The organism is Burkholderia sp. Bp8984 (assembly GCF_003853755.1).
GTDB lineage: Bacteria > Pseudomonadota > Gammaproteobacteria > Burkholderiales > Burkholderiaceae > Burkholderia.
In genome coordinates this window covers 212,970-230,071 of the sequence record NZ_QTQN01000002.1, presented here as the reverse complement: position 1 = coordinate 230,071, position 17,102 = coordinate 212,970, and the positions used below count along the sequence as shown (strand labels likewise).

Annotated in this window: 17 protein-coding genes; 8 read left to right on the top strand and 9 right to left on the bottom strand. The window is 67.2% G+C overall.

What is annotated here, in order from left to right:
- Nucleotides 1-96: 96 nt before the first annotated feature.
- The 5 genes from puuE to DID98_RS03160 all read left to right on the top strand — a co-directional run bounded on the left by puuE (nt 97) and on the right by DID98_RS03160 (nt 3,867).
- Nucleotides 97-1,050 (top strand): allantoinase PuuE, encoded by a 954-nt coding sequence (puuE, locus tag DID98_RS03180; protein ID WP_124520036.1) that lies wholly within the window; start codon nt 97-99, stop codon nt 1,048-1,050.
- Nucleotides 1,047-1,568: a 2-oxo-4-hydroxy-4-carboxy-5-ureidoimidazoline decarboxylase gene (uraD, locus tag DID98_RS03175; RefSeq protein WP_124570222.1), complete on the top strand. Its 522-nt coding sequence runs from the start codon at nt 1,047-1,049 to the stop codon at nt 1,566-1,568. Before puuE ends, uraD begins: the two co-directional genes overlap by 4 nt.
- A gap of 62 nt (nt 1,569-1,630) precedes the next feature.
- Nucleotides 1,631-2,644, top strand: coding sequence for an allantoicase (alc, locus tag DID98_RS03170; protein ID WP_124570221.1), 1,014 nt, complete (start codon nt 1,631-1,633; stop codon nt 2,642-2,644).
- The gene (locus tag DID98_RS03165; RefSeq protein ID WP_124570220.1) at nt 2,641-3,153 is read left to right on the top strand and encodes an ureidoglycolate lyase; all 513 of its coding nucleotides are present in this window, start codon (nt 2,641-2,643) and stop codon (nt 3,151-3,153) included. Before alc ends, DID98_RS03165 begins: the two co-directional genes overlap by 4 nt.
- A 312-nt stretch (nt 3,154-3,465) precedes the next feature.
- On the top strand, nt 3,466-3,867 hold the full coding sequence (locus tag DID98_RS03160; RefSeq protein ID WP_124570219.1) for an ACT domain-containing protein: 402 nt from the start codon (nt 3,466-3,468) through the stop codon (nt 3,865-3,867).
- A gap of 99 nt (nt 3,868-3,966) precedes the next feature.
- On the opposite strand, the gene DID98_RS03155 is transcribed toward DID98_RS03160, so the two are convergent.
- Nucleotides 3,967-5,160 carry a urate hydroxylase PuuD gene (locus DID98_RS03155; protein ID WP_124570218.1) on the bottom strand — a complete coding sequence of 398 codons (1,194 nt, stop codon included), beginning with the start codon at nt 5,158-5,160 and terminating at the stop codon, nt 3,967-3,969.
- 53 nt (nt 5,161-5,213) lie between these two features.
- A complete protein-coding gene (gene uraH / locus DID98_RS03150; protein WP_011657188.1) occupies nt 5,214-5,567 on the bottom strand; it encodes a hydroxyisourate hydrolase in 354 nt (117 codons plus the stop codon).
- A gap of 494 nt (nt 5,568-6,061) precedes the next feature.
- Between uraH and DID98_RS03140 the strand changes: the two genes are divergently transcribed.
- Nucleotides 6,062-7,480 carry an 8-oxoguanine deaminase gene (locus DID98_RS03140; RefSeq protein ID WP_124570217.1) on the top strand — a complete coding sequence of 473 codons (1,419 nt, stop codon included), beginning with the start codon at nt 6,062-6,064 and terminating at the stop codon, nt 7,478-7,480.
- Nucleotides 7,481-7,643: 163 nt separating this feature from the next.
- Here DID98_RS03140 and DID98_RS03135 read toward each other — a convergent pair whose 3' ends face one another.
- A complete protein-coding gene (locus tag DID98_RS03135; RefSeq protein ID WP_006762467.1) occupies nt 7,644-8,573 on the bottom strand; it encodes a LysR substrate-binding domain-containing protein in 930 nt (309 codons plus the stop codon).
- Between the two features lie 244 nt (nt 8,574-8,817).
- Complete coding sequence (locus tag DID98_RS03130; RefSeq protein WP_006755984.1) at nt 8,818-9,027, bottom strand: dodecin; 210 nt, start codon at nt 9,025-9,027, stop codon at nt 8,818-8,820.
- A 141-nt stretch (nt 9,028-9,168) separates the two neighbouring features.
- Here DID98_RS03130 and DID98_RS03125 point away from each other — a divergent pair, with 141 nt between their 5' ends.
- Entirely contained in the window at nt 9,169-10,062 is an 894-nt protein-coding gene (locus tag DID98_RS03125) for an NAD(P)-dependent oxidoreductase (RefSeq protein WP_124570284.1), read from the top strand.
- A gap of 77 nt (nt 10,063-10,139) precedes the next feature.
- Here the strand turns inward: DID98_RS03125 and DID98_RS03120 are convergent, their stop codons facing one another.
- From DID98_RS03120 to DID98_RS03105, 4 genes are all read right to left on the bottom strand, one after another.
- Complete coding sequence (locus DID98_RS03120) at nt 10,140-10,586, bottom strand: hypothetical protein (protein ID WP_185500383.1); 447 nt, start codon at nt 10,584-10,586, stop codon at nt 10,140-10,142.
- A gap of 349 nt (nt 10,587-10,935) precedes the next feature.
- Nucleotides 10,936-11,367, bottom strand: a complete 432-nt coding sequence (mscL, locus tag DID98_RS03115; protein WP_006760677.1) for a large conductance mechanosensitive channel protein MscL — start codon at nt 11,365-11,367, stop codon at nt 10,936-10,938.
- Between the two features lie 232 nt (nt 11,368-11,599).
- The gene (locus DID98_RS03110) at nt 11,600-12,799 is read right to left on the bottom strand and encodes a tetratricopeptide repeat protein (RefSeq protein ID WP_124570216.1); all 1,200 of its coding nucleotides are present in this window, start codon (nt 12,797-12,799) and stop codon (nt 11,600-11,602) included.
- Nucleotides 12,800-12,881: 82 nt separating this feature from the next.
- Nucleotides 12,882-13,562 carry a PspA/IM30 family protein gene (locus DID98_RS03105; protein ID WP_044843730.1) on the bottom strand — a complete coding sequence of 227 codons (681 nt, stop codon included), beginning with the start codon at nt 13,560-13,562 and terminating at the stop codon, nt 12,882-12,884.
- A 437-nt stretch (nt 13,563-13,999) separates the two neighbouring features.
- Here DID98_RS03105 and DID98_RS03100 point away from each other — a divergent pair, with 437 nt between their 5' ends.
- Nucleotides 14,000-16,519 (top strand): penicillin-binding protein 1A, encoded by a 2,520-nt coding sequence (locus tag DID98_RS03100; protein WP_124570215.1) that lies wholly within the window; start codon nt 14,000-14,002, stop codon nt 16,517-16,519.
- Nucleotides 16,520-16,608: 89 nt separating this feature from the next.
- On the opposite strand, the gene DID98_RS03095 is transcribed toward DID98_RS03100, so the two are convergent.
- Entirely contained in the window at nt 16,609-17,079 is a 471-nt protein-coding gene (locus tag DID98_RS03095; RefSeq protein ID WP_260428032.1) for a DUF3574 domain-containing protein, read from the bottom strand.
- Nucleotides 17,080-17,102 lie beyond the last annotated feature (23 nt).

Below are 17,102 nucleotides of genomic sequence, written 5' to 3'. Positions count from 1 at the left end.
GCCGTCATCGCATCGGCCCGTGCGGCCGGCCTCCGGCACCCGCGCGGGTCGATGCGAACCCATTATTTCAGCACGCTTTCGCGGCACTTCGAACCCATGTCACTCGATCCCAACTATCCTCGCGACCTGATCGGCTACGGCCGCCATCCCGTGCAGGCGAACTGGCCCGGGCGCGCCCGCGTCGCCGTGCAATTCGTCCTGAACTACGAGGAGGGCGGCGAGAATTGCGTGCTGCACGGCGATCCGGGCTCCGAGCAGTTCCTGTCCGAAATCGTCGGCGCGGCCGCCTATCCGGACCGCCACATGAGCATGGAGTCGATCTACGAGTACGGTTCGCGTGCGGGCGTGTGGCGCATTCTGCGCGAATTCGAGAAGCGCGGGCTGCCGCTGACGGTGTTCGGCGTCGGCATGGCGATCGAGCGTCATCCGGAACTCGCGCGTGCCTTCGTCGAGCTCGGCCATGAGATCGCGTGCCACGGTTGGCGCTGGATCCACTACCAGAGCATGACGCCCGAGCTCGAGGCCGAGCACATGCGCCTCGGGATGGAAGCGATCGAGCGCGTGACGGGCGAGCGTCCGCTCGGCTGGTACACCGGCCGCGACAGCCCGAACACGCACCGCCTCGTCGCGGAATACGGTGGCTTCCTGTACGACTCCGACAACTACGGCGACGACCTGCCGTTCTGGATGGATGTCGAGGTGTCGGGCGGCAGCACGTCGCCGCAGCTGATCGTTCCGTACACGCTCGATACGAACGACATGCGCTTCGCGACGCCGCAGGGCTTCAACACCGGCGACCACTTCTTCGAGTACCTGCGTGACGCGTTCGACGTGCTGTACGCGGAGGGCGACGACGCGCCGAAGATGCTGTCGATCGGCATGCACTGCCGGCTGCTCGGCCGGCCGGGGCGTTTCCGCGGGCTGCAGCGTTTCCTCGATCACATCGAGAAGCACGATCGCGTATGGGTGACGCGGCGTGTCGATATCGCGCGTCATTGGCGCGAACATCATCCGTACCAGCCCAGTCATCGAAACGAAGGGAAAGCATGAAGGCGATGCGTTACACGTTGGAGCAACTGAACACGATGGCGCCGAGCGCATTCGTCGCGGCGCTGTCGGGGATCTTCGAACATTCGCCGTGGGTGGCCGAGCTCGCGGCGGGCAAGCGGCCGTTCGCGAGCATCGACGCGCTGCACGAGACGATGTCGAACGCGGTGGAGACGGGCGGCGAAGTCCGCCAGCTCGCACTGATCAATGCCCACCCGGAGCTGGCCGGCAAGGCTGCCGTGCGCGGCGAGCTGACGGCCGAGTCGACGCGCGAGCAGAGCGGCGCGGGTCTCGACCAGTGCACGCAGGAAGAGTTCGACAAGCTGCTGACGCTGAACCGCACGTATCGCGAGAAGTTCGGTTTCCCGTTCATCCTCGCGGTGCGCGGCTATGACCGGCACGGCATCATCGCGAACTTCGAGTCGCGCGTGAATCATTCGCGCACCGAGGAACTGCGCGCGAGCCTCGACCAGATCTACCGGATCGCGCGCTTCCGCCTCGACGACCTGATCGACGCCTGACACCTCACGACGGCCTGCTGCGTCGCAGCGGCCTGATCGCATCACTGAAACAAGGAAACATCATGGCTGTTCCGCTTCTCGATCCCGACGCACCCGACTTCACGCGGCGCTACGTGAACCTCGCCGACCCGCGTCTCGGTGCGCAGGCGCTCGAGGCCAGCGACGACTTCTTCGCGCCGAAGGAGCGGATGCTGAACCCCGAGCCGGCCGTGTTCATTCCCGGCCAGTACGACGACCACGGCAAGTGGATGGACGGCTGGGAGACGCGCCGCAAGCGCACGACGGGCTACGACTGGTGCATCGTCAAGCTCGCGCGTCCGGGCGTGATCAAGGGCTTCGACATCGACACGAGCCACTTCACCGGCAACTTCCCGCCGGCCGCGTCGATCGAGGCCGCGTACGTGGCCGACGGCGCGCCGACGCACGCGACCGAATGGGTCGAGATCGTGCCGTCGACGACGCTGCAAGGCAACAGCCACCACTACGTCGCGGCGAGCGACGCGCGCGCGTTCACGCACCTGCGCGTGAACATCTATCCGGACGGCGGCATCGCGCGCCTGCGCGTGTACGGCCAGCCGCAGCTCGACTGGGCCGGCGCCAGCGCGACCGAGCAGTTCGACCTCGCGGCGATGGAGAACGGCGGCTACGTGGTGGCGGCGAACAACCAGCACTTCGGCGTCGCGTCGAACCTGCTGCTGCCGGGCCGCGGCGTGAACATGGGCGACGGCTGGGAAACCCGCCGTCGCCGCGAGCCGGGCAACGACTGGGCGATCATCGCGCTCGCGCAGCCGGGCGTGATCCGCAAGATCGAAGTCGACACCGCGTTCTTCAAGGGCAACTATCCGGATCGCTGCTCGATCCAGGCCGCATACGTGTCGGGCGGCACCGACAGCTCGCTGATCACGCAGTCGATGTTCTGGCCGGTGCTGCTCGGCGAACAGAAGCTGCAGATGGACAAGCAGCACTATTTCGAACCCGAGATCGCATCGCTGGGCCCGGTGACCCACGTGCGCCTGAACATCATTCCGGACGGCGGCGTATCGCGCCTGCGTCTGTGGGGGACGCTCGACAAATGAAGACGCTCGCAATCGAACCGCTGACCAAGGAAGCCTTCGCGGCGTTCGGCGACGTGATCGAAACCGAAGGCGCGAAGCAGATTCCGATCAATCTCGGCACGACGATCCGCTTTCACGATCTTGCGAAGGTCGACGTGAGCGACGAAGAAGGCCGCACGCTCGTCAACCTGTTCCGCGGCCAGCCGCGCACGCTGCCGTTCGAGGTGAAGATGCTCGAGCGCCATCCGCTCGGCAGCCAGGCGTTCGTGCCGTTGAACGACCAGCCGTATCTCGTCGTCGTCGCGCCGGCCGGCGATCTCGATCCGGCGAAGATCCGCGCATTCGTGACGAGCGGCTGGCAGGGCGTCAATTATGCGAAGGGCGTGTGGCATCACCCGCTGATCGCGCTGGGCGGCGTCAGCGACTTCATCGTCGTCGATCGCGGCGGCGACGGGCTGAACCTGAACGAGCAGGACCTGCTGGAATCGCTGTGGCTCACCGAGGACGCGCTGGACGCAGTGACGGCCTGAGCGGCAGTTCGGCCCCGCCTGTCGAAGCAACCCGCGCGACCTGCGCGGGTTTTTTTATGCGCGCCGCGCGCGTCATGGCGCGACGAGCCGTGCGTGCTCGTACGCACGATGCGGCAGCGCGACGAACGGCGTCGCATCGGGGCGTGTCGCCGAGCCGTGCCGTGCCGTGCATCGTCGCGTCGCGCGGCCCGGCTCGCGGACGACGTCGCGCTGACGCGGACGTGACGTTGCAGGGGCGTCGAGGCGGCCGGTCGCGTGCTATCGTGCCCGCATCGCCACCGCCCGACGTCCGGTTCCGGACGCGTTCCCCCGATGAGCCAACCTGAAAACGACCTCACGATACTGCTGCGCACGCTGCAGCCCGAACTGCATCGCGGTGCGTTCGCATTCGTCGCACTGCCGGCCGCCACGGAAATATCGTTATCCGAAACGATCGCGACCTTTCGCGAAGCGGAAGGCGTGACGGTCGTGGTCGACGAGGCGACGGCCGCGCGTCGCGGCTGGCCCGTGCTGTTCCGCGCCGCATGGATCACGCTGACCGTGCATTCGGATCTCGCCGCGGTCGGCCTGACGGCCGCGTTCGCGCGGGCATTGGGTGAGGCCGGCATCAGCTGCAACGTGATGGCCGCCGCGTATCACGATCACATCTTCGTGCCGTTCGACGACGGCCCGCGCGCGCTCGTCGCGCTGCAGCGCGACGCGATGCGCGGCTAGCGTACGACTCGCATTCCGCGCACGCAAAAAAACGGGCCCGTTGCCGGGCCCGCGAACGGAGAGGATTGCGCCGGCAACCGACGGCCGGCGCACGGCGGCTTACTTGGCCGCGCCGCCCTCGAACCAGGCGGCGAGCTTCACGCGCTCGTCGTCGGTCATGTGCGTGACGTTGCCGATCGGCATCGCCTTCAGGCGCACGGCCTGTTCGTAGATGCGTTGCGCGTTCTTCGACACTTCGTCCGGCGTGTCGAACATCACGCCGGCGGGCGCGCTGCCCATCAGCGTCGGCTTGGCCGAGTGGCACTCGACGCAGCGCTGCTGCAGGATCGGCATGATGTCGTTGATCACGATCTTCGGTGCGTTCGCCGCTTGTGCTTCCGGTGCGACCGGCTTCGGCATCGTCCACACCAGCGCGCCCGACAGCAGCGCGACGCCGCCGATCGGCAGGTACCACAGCTGCTTGCCGCGGTGACGCATCACGAAGAACTGACGGATCAGCGCGCCGGCCAGCATGATGAGCACGAGCACGACCCAGTTGAACTTGTTCGTGTACGTCATCGCATAGTGGTTCGACAGCATCGCGAACACGACCGGCAGCGTGAAGTACGTGTTGTGCACCGAGCGCTGCTTGCCGCGCTTGCCGTAGATCGGGTTCGGCTCCTCGCCCTTGAGCATCTTGTCGACCATCTTGCGCTGGCCGGGGATGATCACGAAGAACACGTTCGCCGACATGATCGTCGCGAGCATCGCGCCGACGATCAGGTATGCCGCACGGCCCGAGAAGATGTGGCACGCGAGGTACGCGGCGACGACGACGTAGAGGCCGACGCAGATGCCCAGCACGCGATCGTTGGTGCCGAGGATGCGGCACAGCGTGTCGTAGACGATCCAGCCGGCCGCGAGGAAGCCGAGCGCGGACGCGACGGCGACCACCGGGCCCATGTCCAGCACGCTCTTGTCGATCAGGTAGGTGTTCGGCGCGAGCAGGTACAGCACGAAGAACAGCGAGAAGCCCGACAGCCAGGTCGTGTACGACGGCCACTTCGACCAGTGCAGGTCATCCGGCATTTCGGGCGGGGCGACCGTGTACTTCTGCATGTTGTAGAAACCGCCGCCGTGGACGTGCCACAGTTCGCCGAACACGCCGCGCTTGCGCTGGTTCGCGTCGGTCGGCGGTTTCAGGCTGTTGTCGAGCGCGACGAAATAGAAGGACTCGCCGATCCACGCAATGGCGACGATGACGTGCAGCCATCGCAGCGCGAGGTTCAGCCAGTCGGTGATGAAGCCTTCCATGAAACTCCTCCAGACTCAGATCGTTGTCTTTGATGCGGGCGCCGATGCGTGTGTCAGCTGCCGCGATAGGTGCTGTACGACCACGGCGACACGAGCAGCGGCACGTGGTAGTGCGATGCGGTGTCGGCGATGCCGAAGCGCAGCACGACGCGGTCGACGAAGCGCGGTTCGGGCACCTTCACGCCCAGCGACGCGAAGTAGTCGCCGGCATGGAACACGAGTTCGTATTCGCCGGCGGCGAGCGCGGCACCTTCGAGCAGGGGTTCGTCGCAGCGGCCGTCGCTATTGGTCAGCACGGTCTTGATCGCGCGGCGCGATTCGCCGTCCAGCGCGTAGAGGTCCACCTTGATGGCGGCGCCGGGACGGCCGTGCGCCGTATCGAGTACGTGGGTAGTGAGCTTTCCCATTCGCAATTGTCCTTGTGTGAATGCGAGGTTCGGCGGCGACTCGATCCATGACTGTGCGGCGGATCGAGGCTCCACGTCACGTGGCTACATACCCGTCGGCGAGATTGAAGCGAGCGCCGTGCAGGCATTGTAAAAAGGTTCCCCGCGCAAATACGGGCGCGATATCAAAGATAATGCGCCGCGCATGAACCGCTGTCGACGGCGGGAAAAAACCCGCCGCGCCGCGCCCGGCGGGCCGCTGCACGGCCCACGCGCGTACCATATCGAAACCGTGAAGCGCAGTATTCGGCGTCGCGCATTGTGCGGCGCGCGCGCATCGGCGATCCTCCCGCCGTGCGCGTCGGCCCGGCGGCCGGGGCGCACCCCGAAGACGGCGAGCACGCCGGGTAACCGGGCCAGGGCGTTCGAACGGACGCAGGCACCGGGGCGTGCCGCGAATCAGCGTTCGAACGGCTTTGCGACCGCCCGAAAGGGCTGACCGACGCGGAGAACGCATGAATCCCGAGCAACACCCCGGCGCGCACGCACGCGCGCCGCACCCATCCTCATCCCGCCCGACGACCCTGCTGGTCAAGCACGCCGACGTGCTCGTGACCATGGACGACACGCGCCGCGAACTGCGCGACGCGGGGCTCTATATCGAAGACAACCGGATCGTCGCGGTCGGCCCGAGCGCCGAGTTGCCCGATACTGCGGACGAAGTGCTCGACCTGCGCGGCCACCTCGTGATCCCGGGGCTCGTGAACACGCACCATCACATGTACCAGAGCCTCACGCGCGCGGTGCCGGCCGCGCAGAACGCGGAGCTGTTCGGCTGGCTCACGAACCTGTACCGGATCTGGGCGCACCTGACGCCCGAGATGATCGAGGTGTCGACGCTGACCGCGATGGCCGAGCTGTTGCAGTCGGGCTGCACGACGTCGAGCGACCATCTGTACATCTATCCGAACGGCAGCCGGCTCGACGACAGCATCGGCGCCGCGCAGCGGATCGGCATGCGCTTTCACGCGAGCCGCGGCGCGATGAGCGTCGGCCAGCGCGACGGCGGGCTGCCGCCCGATTCGGTCGTCGAGCGCGAGCCCGACATCCTGCGCGATGCGCAGCGCCTGATCGAGACCTATCACGACGAAGGCCGCTACGCGATGCTGCGGGTGGTCGTCGCGCCGTGCTCGCCGTTCTCGGTGAGCCGCGGCCTGATGCTCGACGCGGCCGTGCTGGCGCGCGACTACGGCGTGTCGCTCCACACGCACCTGGCCGAGAACGTCAACGACATCGCGTACAGCCGCGAGAAGTTCGGGATGACGCCTGCCGAATACGCGGAAGATCTCGGCTGGGTCGGCCACGACGTGTGGCACGCGCACTGCGTGCAGCTCGACGATGCGGGGATCGGCCTGTTCGCGCGCACCGGCACCGGCGTCGCGCACTGTCCGTGCTCGAACATGCGGCTCGCGTCGGGCATCGCGCCGGTGAGGAAGATGCGTCTGGCGGGCGTGCCGGTCGGCCTCGGCGTCGACGGTTCCGCGTCGAACGACGGCGCGCAGATGGTCGCGGAAGTGCGGCAGGCGCTGCTGCTGCAGCGGGTCGGTTTCGGGCCCGATGCGATGACCGCGCGCGAAGCGCTCGAGATCGCGACGCTGGGCGGCGCGAAGGTGCTGAACCGCGACGACATCGGCGCGCTGAAGCCCGGCATGGCCGCGGACTTCGCCGCGTTCGACCTGCGCCAGCCGCTGTTCGCGGGCGCGCTGCACGATCCGGTCGCGGCGCTCGTGTTCTGCGCGCCGTCGCAGACGGCGTACACGGTGGTGAACGGGAAGGTGGTGGTGCGGGAAGGGCGGCTCGCGACGCTCGACCTGCCGCCCGTCATCGAGCGCCACAACGCGCTGGCGCAGGCACTCGTGGAGGCGTCGCGCTGACCGCGTCGACGTGAGGTGAAGGCCGCGCCCGCACGCCGCGGATCGGGCGCGCGGCCGTGGCTACGGCTGAGGCTGAGGCTGAGGCTGAAGCCGCCAAGCGCCGCGCCGCGCGTCACCCCGGCCTACCCCGCAACGGCGTGGCCGGCGCGCGCGTCGCATGCGCTTACGCCTCGATCAGCGTGCGGGTCGCTTCGGCGACGAGGCTGCGCAGCCAGCGCACTTCGTCGGAGTAGTGGCAGCGTTCGTGCCACAGCTGGTAATACTGCATCGGCGGGAAGTCGAGCGGTGCCGGCACGACCGACAGCGGCAGGAACTTCGCGTAGTGATCGGCGAACAGGCGTGTCGTCGTGAAGATCAGGTCGGACTTCACCAGCACGTACGGTGCGAGGTTGAAGTACGGCAGCGTGACGACCACGTGACGCTTGAGCCGTTCGCGTGCGAGATGCACGTCGATCGCGCCGCGCTGGCCGACCGAGTACGGCGTCGGCGCGAGATGCGGCGCGTTCAGGTACTGGTCGAGCGTGAGCCCGCCGCGCTTCGCGAACGGGTGCGTGTTGCTCATCAGGCAGACGATTTCGTCGACGAACAGGTTCGACAGGTGCAGCTGCTCGGGCGGCTCGGGCCAGTTGCCGACGACGATGTCGAGCTTGCCGTCTTCCAGCGCGAGCTCGTAATCGAACGCGGGGCCGAGCGAGTGGAACTCGAGCGTCGCGTTCGGCGCCGCCTGGCGGAAGCGTTCGACGACGGTCGGCACGAACAGCACGTTCAGGTAGTCGGGGCAGCCGATCCGGTAGCAGCGGATCGACGTGGCCGGGTCGAAATTGTGCTGCTGGAACTTGATGCGCTCGATTTCACGCAGTGCGTTCTGCACCGGCTCGAGCAGGCGCAGCCCGTATTCGGTCGGGACCATGCCGGACTTGCCGCGCACCAGCAGCGGGTCGCCGGTGATGTCGCGCAGGCGCCGCAGCGCGGCGCTGATCGCCGGTTGCGACTGGTTCAGTTTGACGGCCGCGCGCGTGACGCTGCGCTCCATCAACAAGGTGTGCAAGACGCGCAAGAGGTACGTGTCGATCGCCTCGCGTTGCTGACTCATGATTTCTCCGGTTTATATGGCTGGGCTGATCGATGGGGGAGGTGGGTATATGGTTTTTAATATGAACGAAAGTCAGCGTCAAGAGATGGATACCCGCAGACACCCGTCGCCGGGCCTCGCCAAGCGGACTGAAGAGGGCCGAACGGGGAACGGGTGAAGGGGCGGAACGCGGGCGTGCGCGGTACCGCGCGGACGCGCATTGCACGCATCCGGTGGTCAGGGCACCGCGCGTGACACGCGTGCGTCAGTCGTCGATGCGCATGCCGACTTTCAGCGTGACCTGCCAGTGGATGACCTGGTCGCCTTCGATGTGGCCGCGCGTTTCGGTCACCTGAAACCAGTGCAGGTTGTGCAGCGTCTTGCCGGCTTTCGAGATCGCGTTGCGGATGGCGTCGTCGCACGATTGCCGCGACGAACCGGTCAGTTCGATCAGCTTGTAGACGTGGTCGCTCATGATGCGCTCCCTGGGATGTCGGTGTGTGTGTGTGCGGCCGGCGCAAGCGGCGGGCCCGAAGCGGCGCCGCGCGTGTCCGGCTTCTTGAGTGATAGGTATGATGGGCGGCAAGTGCAACCTCAATTGGAGACGAGGAAGATCGTGGAAGTCGGATTTTGCGGACCGGGATTGATGGGCGCGCCGATGATTCGGCATTTGCTGGCGGCGGGCCACCGGGTCAGCGTATGGAACCGCACGCGCGGCAAGGCCGAGGCGCTTGAAAAGGACGGTGCGCAGGTGGTCGACACGCCGCGCGAACTGGCCGAGCGCGTCGACACGGTGTTCGTGTGCGTGCTCGATGGCCGTGCGGTCGGCGACGTCGCGTTCGGCGAGCACGGGCTGTTTGCCGGCGATGCGCATGCACGCCGGCTGAAGCGCATCGTCGATCACTCGAGCATTCCGCCTGCCGCGACGCGCGACTACGCGGCGCGTGCCGCCGCGCTCGGCGTCGGCTGGATCGATGCGCCGGTTTCGGGCGGCGTGCCCGGCGCGCAGGCCGGCACGCTTGCGGTGATGGCGGGCGGCGGCGCCGCCGACCTCGCTGCGGTGCGACCGCTGATCGATACCTACGCGTCGCGCGTCACGCACATGGGCGACGCAGGCGCGGGCCAGACCGCGAAGCTGTGCAACCAGGCGATCGTCACCGCGACGGTGACCGCGATCGCGGAAGCCGTCGGCCTGGCCCAGGCGAGCGGCATCGACGCCGCGCGTCTGGCCGACGCGCTGGCGGGCGGCTGGGCCGATTCGGTGCTGCTGCAGACCTTCGTGCCTCGCATGACGTCAGGCGGTCACCCGCCGATCGGCGCGCTCAGCACGTTCCAGAAGGATGTCGATGCGATCGCCGACGCCGCGCGCGACACGGGCGCGGTGATGCCCGTATCGGCCACGGTGCAGCAGGTGCTGCGCCTGGGCGCCGCGCAGGGGCTTGCCGGCGCCGATTTCGCCGCGTTCATCGACATCGTCCGGCCCGGCAACGGGCGCGGGACGGCGCAGTGAGCGCGCCGCGACGCTGAAGCGGGAAACCTGAGTGGCCGATGGGCCGCCCGGAGGCGGCCCATCGTGTCGGTGTCGGTTCAGCCGAGGGAGCGCGGTGTCGTGTCGCCGGCGTTCTGGCGTCCGAGCCCGCCACGCAGGCTCGCTTTCGTGCCTGCACCAAATTCGGGCAGGATACGCGCGCGGGCGCGGCTCGCGAACACGAGGAAGCCGAAGCCGTTCGCCTCGTACCAGTACCCGCCGTTCTCGAGGCCGTCGAGCGGCTGTTCGAGTGCGTTGGCGATCGATTCGAGGCAGCGCTTGCGCAGTTCGGCGATGGCCGGATAGGGCGGCTGTGCGCCGCGCACGCTGCACAGAAGCACGTCGAGGCCGGGTAGCACGTGCGCATAGAGGACGGGTTCGTCCTGCGCACGGGCGCGGGCAATCTTGGTGTCGAGCTGCGCGAACGGTTTCGAATGGCGCAATACCGCGAGGAAGGACTCCTGGCCATCCTGTTGCGCACGTCGACGTTTTTTCGGGAAGGACATAAACACTCGCCTGAAAAACAATTGCAAGAAATGCGGCACTTTCATGCGACCCACTCCCGGCTATGTACGCCGCATGTCGATCCTTTATAGCACACGAAAATGCTGCACTCCGCACTCGTGCGGTACGACGATCAATGTCTCCCGTCGACCCGCATGCCACGATGATCGACACAGCCAGCGTCTTGGCGCCCGTACTGTCGTTTAGTCTCCATCATAGACCTGCTTTTCCCGCGCGTGCATTCGCGCGTCACAAAAAAGTGAGATAGGCGCTCGCACGACGGTGCACGATGCGTGCCCATGAAAAAGGCCCGCACATGGCGGGCCCGGCAGTCGCAGCGTGGCGCGGTGCTCAGCGTTGCTTGAGCGAATCGCGGATCTCGCGCAGCAGCACGATGTCTTCCGGCGTCGCGGCCGGCGCCGCTTCTTCCGGCTTGCGCAGCTTGTTGATGAATTTCACCATCAGGAAGATGATGAACGCGAGGATCACGAAGTTGATCGCCACGGTGATGAACGAGCCGTAGCCGAATGCGGCGACGCCCGCGGCCTGCAGGTCCTTGAACGAATCGGGATTACCCTTGAACGTCGGGGGGATGGTGCCGAGCAGAACGAACTTGTTCGAGAAATCCAGACCGCCCGTCAGCACGCCGATGACCGGCATGATGAGGTCTTTCACGACCGAGTCGACGATCTTCGAGAACGCGCCGCCGATGATCACGCCGACGGCGAGATCCATCACGTTGCCTTTGACGGCGAACTCCTTGAATTCCTTGATTATGCTCATGAGCGGCTTTCTCCTGGTTGGGCGAGAGGAGGCGTGCCGCGACGCGCAGGGCTGCGAAGCGTCTGATGGGTCGGATCGGGGGCACGCCGATGGCCGCATGATAGCGAACGTGCCCCATTGCCGGTAGCCCATCTTGAAATGATTAACAAATCACCGGGCCGGCGCGAGTGGAAATGAAAGAAAGCGCGGGGGCGGGCGCGGCGCGATGCGTCGACGCCCGCGCGAGCCATGCTCAGGTGTTGTCGTCGGTCCAGCCGTCGTCGTTGCTGCCGAGATCGACGCCGCCGCCGCCATTGCCGTCGCTCCAGTTCGAATCGTCGCCGCGGCCGAGGTCGAAGCCCGGATCGTTGTTCTCCTGGCGCCGGCGCTGGTCGTCGACGATCACGTCGCGTTCGACTACGCGTTCGCGGCCGCCGGACATCGCTTCGCCGAGCAGCACGCCGGTCAGCAGCCCGCCCATTCCGCTGCCGAAACCGCCGCCTTGCTGAACCACGACGGGCGGCTGCTGTTGCGGATACGGTTGCGGCGGATACGGCTGTTGCGGGTACGGTTGCTGCTGATACGGCTGCCCTTGCATGCGGGTCACGCGATCGGCTTCCTGCGCATACACGGAGCCGCTGCCGTTCGCGGGCGCAGCGGGCGGCGCGCTCGGATCGGGGCGGCCTTCGACGCGCGCCTTCACGCTCGCATGCCGCTGTTCGAGTTCGTCGATGCGATACGGCGGCACCGGGTTCTTGCCGTTCGACAGCGCTTCGACGAGCGCGCGTGCATCGGTCTCGATGCCTTCGAGTTCGCTGGTGAGCGCGGCGGCACCGGGCGCCGTCGACAGTTTCGCGTCGAGTTTCAGCGGACGGATGTCGTTCAGCACGTCGGTCGCGCGTTTCAACTGCGCGCGGCGTTCGTCGCCGGCACGGCTGTCGTCGGCCGAGCGTGCGCGCCGCAACGTCCAGCGCAGCACCAGCGCGATGACCGCGACGAGCAGCCCGAGGCCGATCCACATGCCGGTCGACGGACCGTGTTTCGCAACCGGCGCGGCAGGTGCGAGCGACGACTGCAACGAACCGGCCTGCGTGGCCGACGGTGCGTTGCCGCTCGCGCCGCTCACGCGCGCGGCGTCGGCGCGAATGCGCGATTCGGTCTGCGCGAAATGCGACGCGTCGGTGAAGCGCAGTTGCGGATCGAGCGACTTCGCCCGCTGCAGTTGCGCGAGCGCGTCGGACGCGCGGCCTTCGCGGTCCAGCACCTGTGCGTACAGATAGCGCGCATGCGCATTGTTCGGATGGGCGTCGATGACTTGCGACAGCTGCGTGTCGGCGCGCTGCCAGTCACGTTGCGCGATCGACTGCTCGACTTGCTGCAGCGACGGAACCGCAAAGGCGGCGGACGACAGCAGCATCAGCGAGAAGCCGAGTGCGGCGAGAGATTTCTTCATGGTCGAACCGGGCGCGGGCGCCCGTCTCCTGACGATCGGTGCGCGCCGCGCGCCCGGCGGGCCGCGGCGCGGTTGCCTGCCGTTACTGCGCGGGCGTGTCGAGCTGCTTCTTCAGCGCGGCGAGGCGGTCCTCGACCGACGGGCCCTTGTTCAGCGCGGCGAGCTTGTCGTCGAGCGCCTTGCCGCTCGACGTGTCGGCCGAATTCAGGCGGGCGTCCGAACGCGCATTCTGCAGCGCGACCTTGTCCTCGAGCTTCTGGAAGTCCTCGGACAGGTTCTTGCCGCCGATGCCGCCCAACGCGCTTGCCGCGACATCCTTCGCCTGCGCGATTTCCTGCTTGGCCTGCAGGATGTTCGAGCGTGCGTTCAGGTCGTTGCGGCGCTGACGCATGTCGGCGATCTGCCCCTTCAGCTTGTCGACCGACGGCTCGAGCGTCGTCAGTTCGGCCGCGAGCGCATCGCGCTCGGCTTCGGCGTTCGACTGCGCGGCGAGCGCCTCGCGTGCGAGCGCTTCGTCGCCCGCCTGCAGCGCGCGCTTCGCGCCGTCCTCGTACTTCTTCACCTTGTCGTCGGCCGCATCGCGCTTGCTGCGCTGGGTCGCGACTTGTGCCTCGATCTCGATCAGCGAATTCTCGGCACGGCCGATGCTGTCGTCGAGCTCCCGCACGATCTGCCGTGCGTCGCGCGACGGATCCTGTACCGAGTCGGCCGCATCGTTCAGCAGGCCTTTGATCGTGCGCGAAACAGAGTCGAAAAGCGACATGAAATCCTCCGTGGTTGAAAGGTGCCGCGTCGGCGGCAATGCCCGTCGCGAATCGGTTCCGACCCGCGTGAGCCGGCGGATATTACACCGCCGGCCCCTTAAATACGGCTTAAGCGCCGGAGTTCAAGCGCCGTGCGTGTGCAGGTTTTCACCTTTCGCATCTGAAAGAAACGCCGCGGCACGCACCGGGTCGCGAGTCCATGATAGGCGGAGCATGGCGCCAATACGTTCCGCAATTCATGCTTGTGCGGGAATTTTTACAAAAAATCGCGGAGCCGATCGGTCGATTTCATTAAAATGCGCTGTCACGTCGCGGGAACGGATCGCCGCGCGGCGGGGTCTGTCGACGTGACAGTTGCCACGATGCACCCACTCTGATTCATCCGCTTGCATTTTCCGCATGCGTCCGAGGGCGCCACGCCGCCCGCCATTCCGACATGCCAATCATCAAACGACCGTCTTCTCCTTCCGACCGGAACGAACCTCACTACACGTTGCGCCGTTCGCCGTCGGGGGCCTATTACCCCGATGACGACGAGCGCGGCGACGACCGGCGCGCGCAGCGCCGCGGCGGCGGGGACGGCGCGCGCCGCTCGTTCGGCTCGCGCGTCGCGCTGTGGTTCGTCGGCCTGATCGCGACGCTCGCGATCGTCGGTGCGCTGATCGTCGGCTACGCGCTCGTCGTGATGGCGCCGCAACTGCCGTCGCTCGATGCGCTGACCAACTACCAGCCGAAGGTGCCGCTGCGCGTGTTCAGCGCCGATCACGTGCTGATCGGCGAGTTCGGCGAGGAGCGCCGCAGCCTCGTGCGCTTCCAGGACATTCCCGACGTGATGAAGAAGGCGGTGCTCGCGATCGAGGACTACCGCTTCTACGAACACGGCGGCGTGGACTTCCTCGGCATCCTGCGCGCCGGCGTGGCCGACCTGATGCACGGTGGCGCGCGCCAGGGCGCGAGCACGATCACGATGCAGGTCGCGCGCAACTTCTTCCTGTCGAGCGAGAAGACGTATACGCGCAAGATCTACGAGATGCTGCTCGCGTACAAGATCGAGAAGGCGCTGACGAAGGACCAGATCCTCGAGCTGTACATGAACCAGATCTACCTGGGCCAGCGCTCGTACGGTTTCGCGGCCGCCGCGCGCGTGTATTTCGGCAAGGACCTGAAGGACATCACGCTCGCCGAGGCGGCGATGCTCGCGGGGCTGCCGAAGGCGCCGTCCGCGTACAACCCGGTCGTCAATCCGAAGCGCGCGAAGGTGCGCCAGGAGTACATCCTGAAGCGCATGCTCGAGATCGGCTACATCACGCAGCCGCAGTACGACCAGGCGGTGAAGGAAGAGATCCGCGTGCGCACGCCGGGCAACCAGTACGCGGTGCACGGCGAATACGTCGCCGAGATGGTGCGGCAGATGATGTACCAGCAGTACAAGGACGAAACCTATACGCGCGGGCTGACCGTCACGACGACGATCAACTCGGCCGACCAGGAAGCCGCATACCAGGCCGTGCGTCGCGGCATTCTCGATTACGAGCGCCGTCACGGCTATCGCGGTCCGGAAGGCTGGATCAACCTGCCGGCGGCCGGCGACGATCGCGACGAGGCGATCGACGACGCGCTCGCCGATCACCCGGACAACGGCGACCTGCAGTCGGCGGTGGTGCTGTCGGCGTCGCCGAACGCGGTCGAGGTGCAGTTCGTCGGCGGCGCCACGACGACGATCGGCCCGGCCGGCCTGCGCTTCGTGTCGGCCGCGCTGAGCCCGCGCGCGAACGCGACGCTGCACATCAAGCCGGGCTCGATCGTGCGCGTGCTGAAGGACGGCAAGACGGGCTGGCAGATCGTGCAGCTGCCGCAGGTCGAAGGCGCGCTCGTCGCGATCGCGCCGCAGGACGGTGCGATCCGTTCGCTCGTCGGCGGCTTCGACTTCAACAAGAGCAAGTTCAACCACGTGACGCAGGCGTGGCGTCAGCCGGGTTCGTCGTTCAAGCCGTTCATTTATTCGGCGTCGCTCGACAAGGGCCTCGGGCCGGCGACGATCATCAACGATGCGCCGCTGTACTTCCCGCCGAGCGTGCCGGGCGGCACCGCGTGGGAACCGAAGGACGACGACCAGCCCGACGGCCCGATGTCGATGCGCACCGGCCTGCAGCGTTCGAAGAACCTCGTGTCGATCCGGATCCTCGCGTCGATCGGCACGCAGTACGCGCAGGAGTACGTGACGCAGCGCTTCGGCTTCGATCCGGCGAAGACGCCGCCGTACCTGCCGATGGCGCTCGGCGCCGGCCTCGTGACGCCGCTGCAGCTCGCGACCGGCTATGCGGTCTTCGCGAACGGCGGCTACAAGGTCGATCCGTACCTGATCGCCGAAGTCGACGACGCGCGCGGCCAGCCGCTGCAGAAATCGCAGCCGGTGATCGCCGGCGGCACCGCGCCGCGCACGATCGAAGGCCGCAACGCATACGTGATGAACAGCCTGCTGCACACGGTCGCGACGGCCGGTACGGGCGCGGGTACCAACGCGCTCGGCCGCAGCGACCTGCAGGGCAAGACGGGCACGACGAACGACGCGAAGGACGGCTGGTTCGCCGGCTACCAGCAGTCGCTCGTCGCGGTCGCGTGGATGGGCTTCGACCAGCCGAAGAGCCTCGGTAGCCGCGAATTCGGCGCGCAGCTCGCGTTGCCGATCTGGGTGAACTACATGCGCACCGCGCTGAACGGCGTGCCCGAGCAGCAGATGCCGATGCCGGACGGCCTGACCTCGATCGACGGCGAGCTGTACTACGCCGATCGCACGCCGGGCAACGGCTTCGTCGGCAGCGTGGACATCAACCCGGCCGCGAATGCGATCAGCGCGAACGACGCGCTCGGCTCGGCCGGCTCGGAGGGGCTCGCGCCGCCGCCCGTCACGCAGCAAGAGAAGCAGCAGATCATGGACATGTTCGAGAACAAGTAAGCGATATGCGGATGTGTCGCATGCGGCGGGCGCCTTCGGGCGCCCGTTTTTTTTATGTGTCTTCGCGCATCAGCCGGCGGGAGGACGAATCAGAACGACGCGCAGGCCGGTACGAGCGTGATGCCGACCGAGTCCTGCCGGAAGCGCTCGCGGTACGCGTGCCGGATCGCCACGAGCCGCGCGTGCGTATCGGCGGTGTCGTCGGCGACGATACGGACCACGAAACTCGCTTCGCCGATGATCCGGCCGGTGGCGCGGTCGCGCCATTGGCCGCGGGTGTCCCAGACCGTGAAACCGTCCGGAAAGCGCGGCGTGACGACGTCGGCGAGGAAGGCCGCGCGTTCCGTTTCGGTGACGGGGCCGCGTCCCGCGATATCGCGCCCGAACAGCAGGTCGGCCTGCAGCATCCGGTGCATGTCCGGCCGCAGGCAGCCAACGGAAGCGTCGACGACGGGCGAGGGCGGGGCCGCGCAACCGGCAAGCAGCGCGACGGCTGCCGCGCCGATCATCTGCCGCGTACGACGTTGCCACGCCGCGGGCCATGCGTTCGACGGCGCCATCTGCCTATTTCGCGTCCGGCGCG

Coding starts and splice junctions, on each gene's coding strand:
- DID98_RS03135 (WP_006762467.1), bottom strand. CDS start 8,573: ATGAGTCAGCAACGCGAGGCGATCGACACGTACCTCTTGCGCGTCTTG.
- DID98_RS03160 (WP_124570219.1), top strand. CDS start 3,466: ATGAGCCAACCTGAAAACGACCTCACGATACTGCTGCGCACGCTGCAG.
- DID98_RS03155 (WP_124570218.1), bottom strand. CDS start 5,160: ATGGAAGGCTTCATCACCGACTGGCTGAACCTCGCGCTGCGATGGCTG.
- DID98_RS03120 (WP_185500383.1), bottom strand. CDS start 10,586: ATGTCCTTCCCGAAAAAACGTCGACGTGCGCAACAGGATGGCCAGGAG.
- uraD (WP_124570222.1), top strand. CDS start 1,047: ATGAAGGCGATGCGTTACACGTTGGAGCAACTGAACACGATGGCGCCG.
- DID98_RS03130 (WP_006755984.1), bottom strand. CDS start 9,027: ATGAGCGACCACGTCTACAAGCTGATCGAACTGACCGGTTCGTCGCGG.
- DID98_RS03110 (WP_124570216.1), bottom strand. CDS start 12,799: ATGAAGAAATCTCTCGCCGCACTCGGCTTCTCGCTGATGCTGCTGTCG.
- mscL (WP_006760677.1), bottom strand. CDS start 11,367: ATGAGCATAATCAAGGAATTCAAGGAGTTCGCCGTCAAAGGCAACGTG.
- DID98_RS03165 (WP_124570220.1), top strand. CDS start 2,641: ATGAAGACGCTCGCAATCGAACCGCTGACCAAGGAAGCCTTCGCGGCG.
- DID98_RS03140 (WP_124570217.1), top strand. CDS start 6,062: ATGAATCCCGAGCAACACCCCGGCGCGCACGCACGCGCGCCGCACCCA.
- DID98_RS03105 (WP_044843730.1), bottom strand. CDS start 13,562: ATGTCGCTTTTCGACTCTGTTTCGCGCACGATCAAAGGCCTGCTGAAC.
- puuE (WP_124520036.1), top strand. CDS start 97: ATGTCACTCGATCCCAACTATCCTCGCGACCTGATCGGCTACGGCCGC.
- DID98_RS03095 (WP_260428032.1), bottom strand. CDS start 17,079: ATGGCGCCGTCGAACGCATGGCCCGCGGCGTGGCAACGTCGTACGCGG.
- DID98_RS03100 (WP_124570215.1), top strand. CDS start 14,000: ATGCCAATCATCAAACGACCGTCTTCTCCTTCCGACCGGAACGAACCT.
- alc (WP_124570221.1), top strand. CDS start 1,631: ATGGCTGTTCCGCTTCTCGATCCCGACGCACCCGACTTCACGCGGCGC.
- uraH (WP_011657188.1), bottom strand. CDS start 5,567: ATGGGAAAGCTCACTACCCACGTACTCGATACGGCGCACGGCCGTCCC.